Below are 14,283 nucleotides of genomic sequence, written 5' to 3'. Positions count from 1 at the left end.
GGGACCAGAAGTAGGTGTGGTGACGGCGGTCATGAGCTCGGCTCCAGAACCGCCAGGACCCGCACCATCGGGGCACCGGTCGTGCGCAGCCTGGCCGCCGCCTCTTCGAGATTCTCGGCGGCCTTCTCGCGGGCTGTGCGTCCGCCGGTGAAGCCGGGCAGTGGCTGCTCCAGCCAGTGGCCGACCTTCTTCTCGTAGTCGCGCAGCGGACGGTTGATGTGCTCCTCCACCTCGGTCCTGCGGCGGCCCATCTCGCTGCGCGTGGCGAGCACGGCCTCCGGCACGAGCCGTTGGAGTGCTGCCGGATCGCCCTGCGCGAAGTGGTCCGGCATGTTCGGCCCCAGGCCCAGGTCGGCGAGGAGCGGACGGGTCAACTCCCGTACCCGGGGCTCCTCCCCGGGCTTCCCGAGGCGGTCGACGGCCAGCCAGGCCACGACCGTCGGGCGGCCGTCCTTGTTGGACCACACGCCCTGGGTGAGGAAGACCGGCTCCGGTACGCGGGTGCGGTCCACCTGGATCACGGGCGCCTGCTGGCGGCCGAGCTGGACCAGGACCTTGTCGGTGATCCACTCAAGGACGGGATGCAGCTCACCCACGTAATGCGCGTCCGGCCACAGTGACGGGGAGTCGGCGTCCTCCCGGGCCCGGCGCAGGGAATCGGCCGCGTCCTCCCGGCTGAAGGTGAGCTTCATGCGGCTGGTGATGCCGTGATCACGCAGGTAGCCGGTGGGCAGGACGTCGAGGCGGTCGGCTAGGTCCTCGGGGGTGTCGAAGCTGAGGTCGGTACCGCTGACGGTGGTGTCCAGCCGGAAAGCCTCCAGGTCCGCCAACTCCTCCAGGCCCGCGAGGACATAGTCCCGGCGATCCGTGAACAGGCGCAGCTCCTCGACGACATGGAGGGGGGCATGAGCCTCGGAGTCGGTCGCCGGGGCCCCGGCGGAAGCCTGCGCCACGGAGGCTTCCGGAGTCTCGTCGAAGTCGAACCCCGGGTCCGCCCCGAAGTCGTCGTCGAAGTCGAAGTCGCCGCTGAACTCCGAGTCGTCGTACGGGTCGCCGTCCGCGCCGAACTCGGCGTTCAATTGCTGGGCGATGTCGAGCCCGCCGCCGTCCGAGGCGTCCAGGGAGTCCAGGGACACGGACTGGAGGTCGTCCACGGCCCGGTCGGGGGCCTCCCCCTTGAAGAGCGCCTCCATCACGCGCTTCTCCTCCAGCGCACCGTCGTTCTCCTTCGTCGCCGCCTCCACGGCGCCGAGGATCGCGTGCACCTTCTCCTCACGGGCGAGCACCTTCTCGGCGATGTCCGTGTCGTCGAGCGCTCCCTCGACGGCCGACCGGAGGATCAGCGCGCGGAACTCCGGCGGCCGGGTCTGTCCGTACCGGTCGATGCGGCCGTTGCGCTGCTCGACCCTGATCAGGCTCCAGGGCAGGTCCCAGTGGATGAGGTGATGGCACTGGCGGTGCAGGTTGACGCCCTCGGAGGCACCGTCGCCCGTCAGCAGCAGCCGTACGTCGCTGCCCGCGCGGGCGAACTCGTCGACGTACTCCTGCTGCACCTTGTCGGAGATGCCGGCGCCGCTGTACATGACCTTCACGGCGGCCCTGGCGTCGTCCTCGTCCTTCCACCCGAGCAGTGGCGGGAGGAACGCGCCGAGCCAGTCGAGGGTCTCGCGGCGCTCGGAGAAGACGACGGCGCGGACGGGGCTGCCCGCCTTCACACCGATCCGGCCCAGCTCCTCTACCAGGCCCGCCAGCTTGGACGTGGCGGTGAGTCCGTCGTTTCCGGCGGCGGCGCGCTCGATCGCGCGGGCCAGCTCCATGAGTCGCAGGAGGGAAGCGCCCTCGGGGGTGGTCGTCCGGACGGAGGGCGGCTCGTCGGTGATCTTGTGCCGAGGGGGAAGCGTGTGCCCGGTCTTCGCGAGCCGCTGCCGGACCGTCGCGAACAGCGCGCGGTGCGAGGACAGGAAGGACTTGAGAAGGACGTACGGGAAGAGGTGGTCCTCGGTCCCCGCCTGCTTGTCGGCCTGCCGGTCGGGCTTCGTCAGCCAGTGTTCGGCCAGTTCCTGGAAGACCTGCTCCTCCAGGTCGCCCGCCCGGCAGGGCACGGGGTGCGAACCGCCGCGCGGTGCCCAGTGGTCCTTGAGCTGAGCCGCCACCTCGGCGCTGACCTTGGTCCGGCGCAGCATCAGGTGTTCCAGCTCCGCCGCCTTCGGGTTGTTCGGGTCCTTGACCGCCATGGGGTCGAGGAGGCGGATCAGGCCGGTGAAGGCAGGCATGTTGCCGTTGTGCGGGGTCGCGCTCGCCAGGATCAGCGCGTCGGTGCGTTCGGCCAGCAGGTCGGCTAGAGCACGGCGGTCGCTGCCCTGGTTGATGAGGTTGTGGGACTCGTCGATGACCACGGCGTCCCAGTGGAGGTGCTCCAGCCACGGGCGGTAGCGCTTGGGGTTCTTGAGCGTGTCCATGGAGATGATCACGCGCTTGTAGTACGTGAACGGGTTGCGGCCGGCCGGGATCTTCCGCTCGATACGGGCGATCCCAGCACTGTCCAGCCGGACCAGCGGCAGGGAGAAGCGCGTCCACATCTCGTGCTGGAACTGTTCGAGGACGGGCGCGGGTGTCACGACGAGGATGCGTTCGCCCCGGCCGCGCCGGATCAGCTCGCCGAGCAGTACACCGATCTCCAGGGTCTTGCCGAGACCCACGACGTCACCGATGAGGAGGCGGGGTCGGAGCGGGTTCGCCAGGGCTTTCGCGGCGGGCCTCAGCTGGTAGTCCATGCGATCGAGGAGAAAGCCGTCGGTCAGCGCCAGGCGCCGTTCCCGCTGGGGCAGAGGGGTCTTGCGCAGGACCGCCTCCACGAAGAGGCGGCTGCGGCGGAAGTGGGGTGAGTCGTCGGGGACGAGCCGGGTGTCCTCGGGGCGCAGGATGCGGGGCTCGTCCATCGTGGGGGCGAGGAAGCGGGCGCGCTGGCCGCGGACCAGGTCGGAGGCGCCGACGGCTTCGATCAGGTATTCGCCGGGGCGTAGCTGCTTACTGTTGCGGACCATCCATTCCTCGTCTCGCACCTCGATGACGGTGCCGGGGGGCGGGGGGCCGTCGGATGCGGGCATGGAGGGTCCTTTCGAGTGGTGCGGAGCGGTGTCGAGGGTAGCGCCGCGAGGCGTTGCGAGATGGGGTGTCCGGGAGTTCGTCGTGGCTGGTCGCGCCCACGTGGTGGAGCAGCACATGTAACAGCCTCGCGCCCCGGAGGGAGATGGAGTCATCCCGTGCTTTACAGGTTCCCTTGGTGTGCGTAGCGCTCGCGCAGGTCGGCTGCGACCTTCTGTGCGGCTCGCGGGGGTGCCTGCAGCGCGGAAGGCTGTGGCTCCTGCGGGGGGCGCGGGGGCGGCAGGGGATAGCTCGTGGGAGTCGGCTGCGGGGTGGGGGCGGGCGGCTCGGGTGCGGGCTCGGCCTCGTCCACCGCCAGTTCGATCTCGTCGGTGTCGACGATGCCGTAGAACCCGGGGTCCACGTCCGGGAGGTCGGCGTCGATCGCCTTGCGGGCCAGGTTCTGGACTTCCGGATCGACCGGGGCGGCCAAGGCACCGGCAGGCGGCTCGGGTGCCAGGGCCGCGGACTCAACGAGTTCCCTGAGCTGCTGTGCCGCCACGTGGGGCGGCAGATCCGCGTCGGCGAGCAGGGTGAGCAGGCTGTTCTCGACCGCGTCGAGGTCCGGACGCTGTGACGGCGTACTGACCAGTGTCTTGGCCAGCAGGGGAAGGAAAGGCACGTCGACGCCGTCCCACTTGGGGTCCAACACCGACGGGCCGTGCGGGTACGGCGATCTGCCGGTCAGAGCGAAGAACAGCGTGGCGCCGAGCGAGTAGACGTCGGCAGGCTTGCTCGCGTGCTTGGCGTCCTTGTACTGCTCGAGCGGCATGTAGGAGAGGGTGCCCATCCTGGTGTTGGTCTTCGTGAGTGCCTGGCTGGACGACCGCTCGATCAGGACGGCCAGTCCGAAGTCCAGCACCACCGGTCCGTCCGGGCCCAGGACGACGTTGTCCGGCTTGAGGTCCCGGTGCAGCAGGTTCGCTCCGTGGATCGCCCGCAGGGCATCCACGAGGGCCAGGCCGAGGGCCGCGTACGGACCGATGCCGAAAGGGCCGGATTTCTTGATCATGGTGGCCAGAGACGGCCCCGCGACGTAGTCCATCGCGAACCACGGCCGCTCGGCCGCCGGATCCTCCTCGAACGCGATCAGTGCGGGGACCCGGTCGCTGACCACGGCTCGCACAGCGTCGATCTCTCTGCCGAACCGCTCGCGGTAGTGCGGATCGCCGTCCAGCAGTTTCGGCTGGATCAGCTTGACGACGACGAGCCGGGGCTCCCCGGCCACGTCCCCGTCGGGTTCCATCAGGTTGTAGGCCGCGGCCAGCTCGTCCGAGAGGCCGTCCAGAGGGATCCTTCGCGCCAGGTAGGCGACGCCCATGCCTCCCTCGCCGAGGCGGGCCAGCAGTTCGAAAGGCCCCACCACGCGCGGGTCGACAGCGGTGTCCAACGGCTTCATCGGCGCTCTCGTACCCCCGTGATCTCGTCCCCGCCGGCACACCGGCCACAGCTTCCTCGATCAGTTTACGGGCCACCCCCGGACGTGCACCGACTGTTCGAACGAGCACACCAAACAGGTCAAGTAGCCTCTTTCTGACGGCAGTTGAGCACGCTTGCTATAAGGTCGCTCACACATGATCACGCATCGTGTGCGCACGGTGCTCGGGAAGTGCTCACGGGGAGGCACGGCATGCGGGCCTGGGTAGTGCGGGCGGGCGAGCAAGGAGAGCGGGAACGGGCCGCTCTAGACGAGGGCCTTCTCCTCACCGGGTGGGACAGGCTCAGCATGGGCGATCTCTCCGCCACCGCCACCCGTGACAGCATCAGAGCCGCCCTGGCCGCCGCCTATCCCGACGAGGGCCCGTACACGATCGGCAACTGGACCGGTCAGCTCTACCGCTTCGCCCACGAGATGCAGCGCGGCGATCTGGTGGTTCTCCCTCTGAAGTCATGGCTGGTGGCCATCGGCCGGGTTATCGGCGACTACGAGTACCGAGCGGATGCCCCGGACGGGCACCGGCACGTCCGCCGCGTGGAGTGGCTGGTCACCGATATCGACCGGCAGACCATCCAGTCCGACCTTCTGGACAGCATGGGCTCCCTCCTCACCGTCTTCGAGCTCAGCCGGTTCGGAGCGGCGGAGCGTGTGGCCGCCCTGGCCGAGGGCAAGCCGGACCCGGGACGCCCGGACGCCGACGAGTTCGCCGCCTCCCTCACCGAGCCCACGAAGCTGTACGAGGAGGTCCGCGGCCGGAGCGCCGACCAGCCGCTCACCTTGTCCATCCGGGACTTCCTCGGCGTCTGGGGCGCCCAGCGGCGCTACCCGGCGGTCATCGAACAGATCAAGAACGACTTGGCGGCACGGGGCCTGGTCACCGTCCCGCCGTTCACCGACGGGACTCTGGACAGCCAGATCGCCGTGCTGGCAGGAGGGGCCGAGCCGGACGAGTCGGGCGCGAGCGCGGTGACCAGGCTCTCCGGCAGCACCGACCCGTCGGCCGCCGTGCAGATCGCCGCGCACGCCGCTGGCCTCCTGCCGGACGAGGACGCCGGGGGCGACACCATCGCGTACCGGGTGAGCAACCTCGACTCGGCAAACCGCATGCCCGAGTCGGTCCGCGTCGGCGACAGCCTCGACACCGCCATGACGATCATGGTGCTGCGCGGCTACAGCCAACTCCCCGTCCTCGACCCGGACGGGCGTCTGCGTGGCGTCGTCAGCTGGGAATCGATCGGGCGGGCCCGCATGGCCGATCCCGCCGCCAGCCTGCAGGCAGCCACCGTACGCGGTCAGGAAGCGGACCGCTCCGACGATCTGCTCGACTGGATCGGAACCATCCAGCAATCCGGGTATGTCATCGTCCGCGACCACGACCACAAAGTCTGTGGTCTGATCACGGCCTCCGATCTGACGGTTCAGTTTGGCACTCGCGTGAGACCGTTCGTTCTCGTGGAGGAGATCGAGCAGCGCATGCGCCGCGTGGTTGACCGGTGCATTCCGCTCGACCGCATCAGGGCCGTCGTCCCCCGGGGTCGAGCCTCGCGGGTGAACTCCGCCGCCAACCTCACCTTTGGGGCGTATGGACGTCTGCTCATAGTGCCCGAGAACTGGGCCGCGCTGGGGTGGGCCATCGACCAGGAGTACTTCCTGACGGCACTGGAGGAATGCAGGAACTTCCGCAACAGCCTGATGCACTTCAGCCCCGACCCCATCACCGACGAACAACTGCTTCCCGCGCAGGGATTGCTGGAACTACTGCGTTCCGTGGATCCGCAGACGTGAGGCCATCGACCAGAGGGGCAGCGCTCTCTCGCGAGCGAGGCATCGTGTTAGGCGTACAGATCATGGAGCAGGTCGCGTCCGTCGGCCCGTCTGCGGGGTGCCGTCCGGCGCGAGGCCGAGGTGTGGGGCATTAAGACGCGTAAGCGGCAGACGAGTCGGGCTGTACGCCGGGTTCTGTCGCCCGGTCGCCTCGCGGCGGCCGGGGAGACGGCCATCCATCTAGGGCCGATGTTGCCATCGACCTCGTGCGGTCTACCCGGGGACTCGGGCGGGCAGCCCTCGAACGTCCCCGCAGAGCGCTTTTCACGGCGCTCCTTTTGACCTTGCTCCGGGTGGGGTTTACCTAGCTGCTCAGGTCGCCCTGGGCACTGGTGGTCTCTTACACCGCCGTTTCACCCTTACCCGGTGCCGAAGCGCCGGGCGGTTTGTTTTCTGTGGCACTTTCCCGCGGGTCACCCCGGGTGGCCGTTAGCCATCACCCTGCCCTGTGGAGCCCGGACGTTCCTCGGGGAGCCCTCCAAGAGGGGACTCCACGCGGCCGTCCGCCCGGCTCGTCTGCCGTGGGGACCATGTTACCGGGGACTCGGGGCACGATGGTTCCGCGGTGACCTTGACCGGGCCCGCCGTAGCCAGGACCGAGCCCGCGAGGATCAGGGTGAAGGCCACTGCGATGCCTACGGTGAAGGGCTCGCCCAGGAACAGGGCCCCTGCCGCTACCGCCACCGCCGGATTGACGTAGGTGAAGACCGTGGCCCGGGTGGGGCCCACCTCCTTGATCAGTTCCAGGAACGCCACGAAGGCCAGCGCCGTGCAGATCACTCCCAGGCCGGCGAGAGCCGCGAGGACCGAGGCGGAGGGCATCGAGGAGGGCCGGGTCAGCGCGGCCGCGGGGGCGTAGACCAGCGCTGCCAGGGCCAGGCAGGGGGCTGTGAGCTGCAGGGACGGGATGTCCTTCAGCCACCGTGCCGCTATCAGCGGTGCCGTCGCGTACCCCACCACCGTCACCAGCACCTCCGCCATGGACTTCGCGTCGCCCCCGGTGAGGTGCGGAACCGTCAGCACCCCTACCCCCGCCAGGCCCAGTCCCAGGCCCACCCCCCGTCGCGCGCCCAGCCTCTCCGTGTCGCCGAAGAAGCGGGCCAGGAGCACGCCGACTATCGGTACGCCGGCGATCAGGAGGCCCGCCGTGGAGCTGGACAGATGGCGTTCCGCATCCGTCAGCGTGTACCAGGGGCCCATGATCTCTATGACCGCGAAGGCCAGCATGGGGCGCCAGTGCCGTCGTACGGTCGAGGGCAGGCCGCCCTGGCGGACAGCGAACGGCAGCAGGAGCAGTGCGCCCAGGGCGCAGCGGACGAACACCACCGTCGCCGCCGACAGCGGGGCGTCCACCGCCACTTTGATCATCAGGTAGGGGATGCCCCAGACCACTCCCATCAGGGAGAACAGGAACCAGCCGCGTGCAGTCATGCGGACATCGTCGGTGTCCTCAACGGTTCTCGTCTTGAACGCTGTTGCGGTACGCCGCCGGGGTCACGCCCAGGACGCGGCGGAACCAGCGGGTCAGGTGGGCCTGGTCCGCGAAGCCGACCTGGGCGGCCACCTCGGAGGGGCGGCCGCCGGACTCCAGCAGGGCTCGGGCCCGGCCGACCCGGTACTGGGCCAGCCAGGCGTACGGCGGCACCCCCATCGTCGTACGGAAGGCTCGGAGGAGTTGGTAGCGGGACAGGCCCAGGTCCGCGGCCAAGTCGGCGAGGGACGGGGGTTCCAGCAGTTCGTCGGCCAGGCGGTCGCGGACCACGCGAGCCACCGCGTCCGCGCCCGGGATCACGCAGTCCGCCACGCGGGCCGTGGAGTGGCGGCAGGACAAGGCCGTCAGGAGCCACGGGAGGCGGGACTCGGTCTCCAACGGGTCGGGGCAGGCGCTGAGTTCGGTGTGGGCGGAGAGGAGGGCTGCGGCCAGTTCGGGGTCGTCGAGGAGTGGTTCGCGGAAGTGGGGGAGGTCCCCGCCCTCGGTGAGCAGGGCGGGCGCCGCGTACAGGGCTCGGTACGCGTAGCCGTCCGTGGTGTTTCCCGGGCCGCCCGTGTGCATCTCGCCCGGGGCCAGGACGACGATCGATCCGGGGCCCGTGCGGATGTGGCCGCCCCGGTAGTCGATGACCTCCGAGCCGCCGACGCAGACGCCGATCGTGTACTCGTCGTGGGCGTGCGGGGCGTAGATGTGCTTGTCGAAGCGGGCGGTCAGGAGGTCGAGCGGGGGGCCGCAGCGGCCCAGTCTTGCCCTTGTCCACAGAGCCTGTTCCATGACGCCGCCCCCTGTTCTCGCCCTCGGTGTGGAACAACGCCGAAGGTCACGGAGAAAGTCCGCTGTCCGCAGATCGAAGGCGAAGGGGGCGGGTCGGCTCCCGCAACAAGCGCAGATGTCGGGGGACGCATGCGCAGTCGTCCCTTGACCCTGCCGCGACGTCAACGTCTCTACTGGGGGCATGCGGATCGGAGAACTCGCCGCCACCGTCGGCGTCACCACGCGGGCCGTGCGGCACTACCACCATCTGGGGCTGCTGGCGGAGCCGGAGCGGCTGGGAAACGGTTATCGGGACTACTCGTTGCGGCACGCCGTCGCGCTCGCGCGGATCCGGCGGCTGACCGAGTTGGGGCTCGGGCTGGCCGAGATCAAGGATGTGCTCGCCGAGGACGCCGGCAAGGATCTGGTCGAGGTGCTCGGTGAGCTGGACGCGGATCTCGCTCGGCAGGAGGCCTCGATCCGTGAGCGGCGGCAGCGGCTGCGGAGCCTGCTGGACGCGGGGGAACTGCCCGCACAGGGGCCCGTGTCGCCCGAACTGGCAGCCCTGTTCCGTCAGTTCGAGCCGTTGTCCGACTCCCCCATGGCCGTCAAGGACCGTGAGGTGCTCGCGCTCATCGAGACCGCCGCTGCCCCCGAGGAACGGGCACGGATCATGGCGACGGTCGGAGCTTTCGCCGGGTCCCCCGAGGCCGTCGCTGGGGCCAAGGAGGCTTACGCCCTTCTCGACGCCCTCGCCGACGCGCCCCTGGACGAACCCCGTATCGACGAAGCCGCGGGCCGGCTCGCCGACCTCATCCCACCCGAACTCCTTCCCGAGGCAGAGGACTTCGACCACGACCACAGCCTCCTGCGCGCCCTCTACGCCGATTTCACCCCGGCCCAGGCAGAGGCGATCCGCCGTGCGCTGCGGATCCTCACGAAAGTGCAGCAGTCGTGAGGACCGCGCACATGCTGTTCCGGCACGAAGTGCGGCTGTTCGTCAGCCTCGCGCTGTGGGTGTCCCGCAGGACACACGGCACGGCGGGCCGCTCCGCCTTCGGGTACGCCCGCGGACAGGGCGCCGTCATGTTCGGGTTCGCGTTCGTGTGCGCGGTCGAGACGTTGACCATGTCCGTGCTGCTGCGGGACCTGCCCGCCGTGCACCACCCGATCCTCTTCCTGGACGTCTACACCGTCGTGTTCGTCATCGGGCTGCACGCCGCCGACGTGGTGCGGCCCCATGTGCTGGACGAGGACTCACTGCGGATCCGCCGTGCCGTGCACGTCGATCTGCGGATCCCCCTCCACCACATCGCAGACGTACGGCGTGAGTTGCGCACCACCCATCTGCCCTCCGACGGCGAACTCGACGTCCCCATCGGCTCCCAGACCACCCTCACTCTCCAACTGGATCCGCCCGTCGCCCACTTCACGTTCGTCGGCCGCCGCCGGGACATCCACACCGTCCGCTTCCACGCCGACGACCCCGACCTCCTCGTACACACCATCAAGCAGGCACGAACCGCACCTTGGACGTCCCCGGATCGGACCGGACGACCCGCACCCGCAGCCGCTCCCCCAGCGACAGTCCCTCCCCATCCCCGTCGATCCGGCCGATGACCGCCGGGGACTCCAGCTGCACGGTGCCCACGTCCGGCCGGTGCTCCTCCACCTCCACCACGCAGCCGTCGAACACCTCTCCCACCCGGTCCTTCAGCAGCGCCGCCTCGACGAGGTCTACGCAGGCCCGTTCGGCCTTCGCGGCGAGACGGCCGCCCTCGGACATCTCGCGAGGCAGCGCCTCGAAGGCGGCGAGCACCCACTCCGGTACGGCCGTCCCCGCCGAGGCCGCCAGGCAGATCTCCGACGCGTACCGGTCGGCCAGGCGCCGCAGCGGGGCCGTGCAGTGGGCGTACGGGGCGGCCACTGCCGCGTGCGTCGTGATGGGCGGCAGGATTCCGTCGCGGAAGACCGTGTAGCCGGCGCCGCGCAGCAGCGTCGTGCACTCCTGGAGGAACGCCGCGTGGTGCGGGATCCGGGGGTCCAGGGAACGGACCAGCGCCGCGTACGAGACGTGGTGCGGCCAGTCGATGTGCAGGGCGTGGGCGGTTCGGCGCAACCTGCCCACCGCGCCGTCCGGGGCCGCCGGGAGCGTGCGGAGCACTCCCGTGCCGTACGCCAGCATCAGGTCCGCCGCGGCCATGCCCGTGAGCAGGGAGATCTGGGCGTTCCAGCCGTCGGCGGGCAGCGGGGCGCGGTAGGTCGGTTCGTAGGTCCCCTCCCGCTCGACGATCTCCTGCTCGGGGACCCGCAACGAGATCCCGCCCCGCTCGGCCTCCAGCGTCTCCCGCAACCGGCCCACCTCGGCCAGCAGCGCCAGCGGCTCCTCGGCCGTGCCCGCGTCGATCGCCCGCTGCACGCCCTCGTAGTCGAGCTTGGCCCGGCTGCGGACCAACGCCCGGCGGACGTCGGCTCCCGTCGTACGGCCCTCCGCGTCGAGGTCGATCGTCCACAGGGCGGCCGGGCGGACCTGGTCCGGGAGCAGGCTGGCGGCGCCCTCGCTGAGCAGCGCGGGGTGGAGGGGGACCCGTGAGTCGGGGAAGTACAGGGTCATCACGCGGCGGTGGGTCTCCGCGTCCAGGGCCGATCCGGGTACGACGAAGGCGGCGACGTCGGCGATGGCGTACCGGAGGCGGTAGCCGGTGCCTCGCCGGGACAGGTGCATGGCCTGGTCGAGGTCGGTGGAGGCGGGCGGGTCGATGGTGAAGAGGGGAACGTCGGTGTCGTCCTCGTACCCCTTGAGCGCGGGCGCCCGTTCCGCCTCCGCCGTCACCTCGGGCGGGAAGTCCGACGGCACGCCGAGTTCGGTGCGCAGGGCGGCGAAGGCGGCCCGTAGCGGGACGTCGGTCACACGTATGCGGCGGCGAGGCATACAGCGAGGGTATGCAGATCGGGCCCCGTACGCTGTCCGGAGCTCAACAGAAGGAGATCTTCCGTGCTGGTCCTGCTCCCGCCCTCCGAAGGCAAGGCGTCCTCCGGCCGTGGCGCCCCGCTGAAGCTGGAGTCGCTGTCGCTGCCGGGGCTCAACGAGAGCCGCGAAGCCGTCCTCGACGCGCTCGTCGAGCTGTGCGCCGGGGACGAGGAGAAGGCACGCGAGGTGCTCGGGCTGAGCGAGGGACTGCGGGGCGAGGTCGCGAAGAACGTCGAGCTCAGGACGGCCGGGGCGCGGCCCGCCGGGGAGATCTACACGGGTGTGCTCTACGACGCCCTCGACCTGGCCTCGCTCGACACGGCCGCGAAGAGGCGGGCGGGGCGTTCGCTGCTCGTGTTCTCGGGGCTCTGGGGCGCCGTCCGGGTGACCGACCGGATTCCGTCGTACCGGTGCTCGATGGGGGTGAAGCTGCCCGGGCTCGGGGCGCTGGGCGGGCACTGGCGGGCGCCGATGGCCTCCGTGCTCGCCGAGGCCGCCGGGGACGGGCTCGTGCTCGATCTGCGGTCCTCCGCGTACGCGGCCGCGTGGAAGCCGAAGGGTGAGGTCGCGGGGCGGACGGCGACCGTGCGGGTGCTGCACGCGCCGACCCGGAAGGTCGTCAGCCACTTCAACAAGGCGACGAAGGGGCGGATGGTGCGCAGTCTGCTGTCGGCGGGGGCCGCGCCGGCGGGGCCCGCCGAGCTGGCGGAGGTGCTGCGCGAACTCGGGTACGTGGTGGAGGCGTCGAAGCCTGCGAAGGCCGGGCAGGCGTGGGCTCTGGATGTGCTGGTGGAGGAGATCCACTAGGGCTTCATTGCGGAGGGCGCAACGGCCTTTGCGCACTCCGCACCGCTTCGGCAGGATGATGCCATGGCCTCCTCCGCGCATGCCTCCGCGCATGCCTCCGCGTCTGCCTCCCCGCACGCCTCGCTGCTCGACCTCGCCCCCGTCGTCCCCGTCGTGGTGCTCCAGGACGCCGCCGACGCCGTACCGCTCGCCCGGGCGCTGGTCGCCGGTGGGCTGCCGGCGATCGAGGTGACCTTGCGGACGCCTGCCGCGCTGGACGCCGTCCGGGCGATCTCGGAAGGGGTGCCGGACGCGGTCGTCGGGGCCGGGACCGTCATCACGCCCGAGCAGGTCACGGAGTCGGTGGCGGCCGGCGCACGCTTCCTGGTCAGCCCGGGCTGGACGGACGTACTGCTGGAGGCCATGCGGGGGGCCGGGGTGCCGTTCCTGCCGGGGGTGTCGACCACGTCGGAGGTCGTGGCGCTGCTGGAGCGGGGGGTGCGGGAGATGAAGTTCTTCCCGGCCGAGGCGGCCGGGGGTACGGCGTATCTGAAGTCGCTGTCCGGGCCGTTGCCGCAGGCGCGGTTCTGTCCGACGGGTGGGATCGGGGCCCGGAACGCCCCCGAGTACCTGGCCCTCCCCAACGTCGGCTGCGTGGGCGGTACTTGGATGCTGCCCGCGGACGCGATCGCCGCGCGGGACTGGGGGCGGGTCGAGCAGCTGGCCCGGGAGGCTGCCCGGCTAAGGCCGCAGGTGTGACGTGTCGTTGAGGAGCCGTACGCTCGCGTTGCCGTCGGCGTAGTACGCGACCGCGGAGATCGAGGCCGCGGAGAGTTCCATGCGGAACAGGGACTCCGGCGGGGCGCCCAGAGCGAGGCGGACGAACGTCTTGATCGGGGTGACGTGGGTGACGAGCAGGACCGTGCGGCCCGCGTACGCCGCGACGAGCTTGTCCCTGGTCGCCGCGATCCTCGTCGCCGTGGCCGCGAAGCTCTCGCCGCCGCCGGTGGGTTCGGCCTCGGGGTCCGCGAGCCACTTGGTCAGGTCGTCGGGGTAGCGCTCGCGCACCTCGCCGAAGGTGAGGCCCTCCCAGGCGCCGAAGTCGGTCTCGATGAGGCCGTCCTCAATGGTGACCTCGATACCGAGCCGCTCGGCGACGGCGGCGGCGGTCTGGCGGGTACGGGTCAGCGGCGAGGCCAGGATGTGCTGGATCGTGCCTCGCCCGGCCAGCGCTTCGGCCGCCCGCTCGGCCTGTTCGCGCCCGACCTCGGAGAGGGAGGGATCCGTACCGCCGCTCCCGGAGAACCGCTTCTGGGGGGTCAGCGGAGTCTCGCCGTGCCGCAGGAGCACGAAGGTGGCCGGTGCGCCCATGTCGGCCGGGGCCCAACCGGGGCTCGCCACGGCCTTGGCCGCCCGTACGTCTGCCTTGGCGTCGGCGTCGGACAGCTTCCGTACCGAACTCGCCGAACCCTCGGAGTCCATCGCCTCGTTCGCCAATCGGTCCGCCCGCTTGTTCTGCTCGCGCGGGATCCACTCGTATGTGACCTGCCCGGGCGGGAACACCCGCCCCGCCTCCAGGGCGAGCGGCTTCATGTCGGGGTGCTTGATCTTCCAGCGGCCCGACATCTGTTCCACGACCAGCTTGGAGTCCATGCGGACGTGCACGCGGGCGGAGGGGTCGAGGTCGCGCGCGGCGCGCAGGCCCGCCAGCAGGCCCCGGTACTCGGCGACGTTGTTGGTGACGACGCCGAGGTACTCGTACGTCTCGACCAGGGTCTCCCCCGTCGCCGCGTCCAGCACCACGCAGCCGTAGCCGGCCGGCCCGGGGTTGCCCCGCGAGCCGCCGTCGGCCTCGACGATGAACTCCCGCACGCC

Annotated in this window: 10 protein-coding genes, 1 other RNA gene and 1 pseudogene; 5 read left to right on the top strand and 7 right to left on the bottom strand. The window is 70.7% G+C overall.

The window, feature by feature from the left end:
• Positions 1-29 precede the first annotated feature (29 nt).
• Positions 30-3,107 (bottom strand): SNF2-related protein, encoded by a 3,078-nt coding sequence (locus tag ACFYZ8_RS04630; RefSeq protein WP_388535384.1) that lies wholly within the window; start codon positions 3,105-3,107, stop codon positions 30-32.
• Between the two features lie 161 nt (positions 3,108-3,268).
• Positions 3,269-4,543 (bottom strand): serine/threonine-protein kinase, encoded by a 1,275-nt coding sequence (locus ACFYZ8_RS04625; RefSeq protein ID WP_388535387.1) that lies wholly within the window; start codon positions 4,541-4,543, stop codon positions 3,269-3,271.
• A gap of 231 nt (positions 4,544-4,774) precedes the next feature.
• Between ACFYZ8_RS04625 and ACFYZ8_RS04620 the strand changes: the two genes are divergently transcribed.
• Positions 4,775-6,367, top strand: a complete 1,593-nt coding sequence (locus ACFYZ8_RS04620) for a CBS domain-containing protein (protein WP_388535390.1) — start codon at positions 4,775-4,777, stop codon at positions 6,365-6,367.
• 147 nt (positions 6,368-6,514) lie between these two features.
• Here ACFYZ8_RS04620 and rnpB read toward each other — a convergent pair.
• The 3 genes and pseudogenes from rnpB to ACFYZ8_RS04605 form a co-directional block, all read right to left on the bottom strand.
• Positions 6,515-6,921: RNase P RNA component class A (gene rnpB, locus ACFYZ8_RS04615), an RNA gene on the bottom strand.
• A gap of 133 nt (positions 6,922-7,054) precedes the next feature.
• Positions 7,055-7,774: pseudogene (locus ACFYZ8_RS04610) on the bottom strand (DMT family transporter); the annotation flags it as partial.
• A gap of 82 nt (positions 7,775-7,856) precedes the next feature.
• Entirely contained in the window at positions 7,857-8,672 is an 816-nt protein-coding gene (locus ACFYZ8_RS04605) for an AraC family transcriptional regulator (protein ID WP_359032453.1), read from the bottom strand.
• A 181-nt stretch (positions 8,673-8,853) separates the two neighbouring features.
• Here ACFYZ8_RS04605 and ACFYZ8_RS04600 point away from each other — a divergent pair, with 181 nt between their 5' ends.
• Positions 8,854-9,609, top strand: coding sequence for a MerR family transcriptional regulator (locus ACFYZ8_RS04600; protein WP_388535695.1), 756 nt, complete (start codon positions 8,854-8,856; stop codon positions 9,607-9,609).
• 11 nt (positions 9,610-9,620) lie between these two features.
• Positions 9,621-10,271: a hypothetical protein gene (locus ACFYZ8_RS04595; protein ID WP_388536326.1), complete on the top strand. Its 651-nt coding sequence runs from the start codon at positions 9,621-9,623 to the stop codon at positions 10,269-10,271.
• Here the strand turns inward: ACFYZ8_RS04595 and ACFYZ8_RS04590 are convergent.
• The gene (locus tag ACFYZ8_RS04590) at positions 10,159-11,583 is read right to left on the bottom strand and encodes an RNB domain-containing ribonuclease (RefSeq protein ID WP_388535697.1); all 1,425 of its coding nucleotides are present in this window, start codon (positions 11,581-11,583) and stop codon (positions 10,159-10,161) included. The two genes, ACFYZ8_RS04595 and ACFYZ8_RS04590, sit on opposite strands and share 113 nt — an antisense overlap.
• 63 nt (positions 11,584-11,646) lie before the next feature.
• On the opposite strand from ACFYZ8_RS04590, the gene yaaA reads away from it, so the two are divergent.
• Together yaaA and eda are read left to right on the top strand one after the other, a co-directional pair.
• Positions 11,647-12,429 carry a peroxide stress protein YaaA gene (gene yaaA / locus ACFYZ8_RS04585; protein WP_388535698.1) on the top strand — a complete coding sequence of 261 codons (783 nt, stop codon included), beginning with the start codon at positions 11,647-11,649 and terminating at the stop codon, positions 12,427-12,429.
• A gap of 63 nt (positions 12,430-12,492) precedes the next feature.
• Positions 12,493-13,167, top strand: coding sequence for a bifunctional 4-hydroxy-2-oxoglutarate aldolase/2-dehydro-3-deoxy-phosphogluconate aldolase (eda, locus tag ACFYZ8_RS04580; RefSeq protein WP_388535700.1), 675 nt, complete (start codon positions 12,493-12,495; stop codon positions 13,165-13,167).
• Here the strand turns inward: eda and ACFYZ8_RS04575 are convergent.
• Positions 13,150-14,280, bottom strand: coding sequence for a bifunctional RNase H/acid phosphatase (locus ACFYZ8_RS04575; protein ID WP_388535702.1), 1,131 nt, complete (start codon positions 14,278-14,280; stop codon positions 13,150-13,152). The two genes, eda and ACFYZ8_RS04575, sit on opposite strands and share 18 nt — an antisense overlap.
• Between the last annotated feature and the right edge of the window lie 3 nt (positions 14,281-14,283).

Source organism: Streptomyces sp. NPDC001668 (assembly GCF_042893155.1).
Lineage (GTDB): Bacteria > Actinomycetota > Actinomycetes > Streptomycetales > Streptomycetaceae > Streptomyces.
This window is presented reverse-complemented; position numbering and strand designations above follow the sequence as displayed.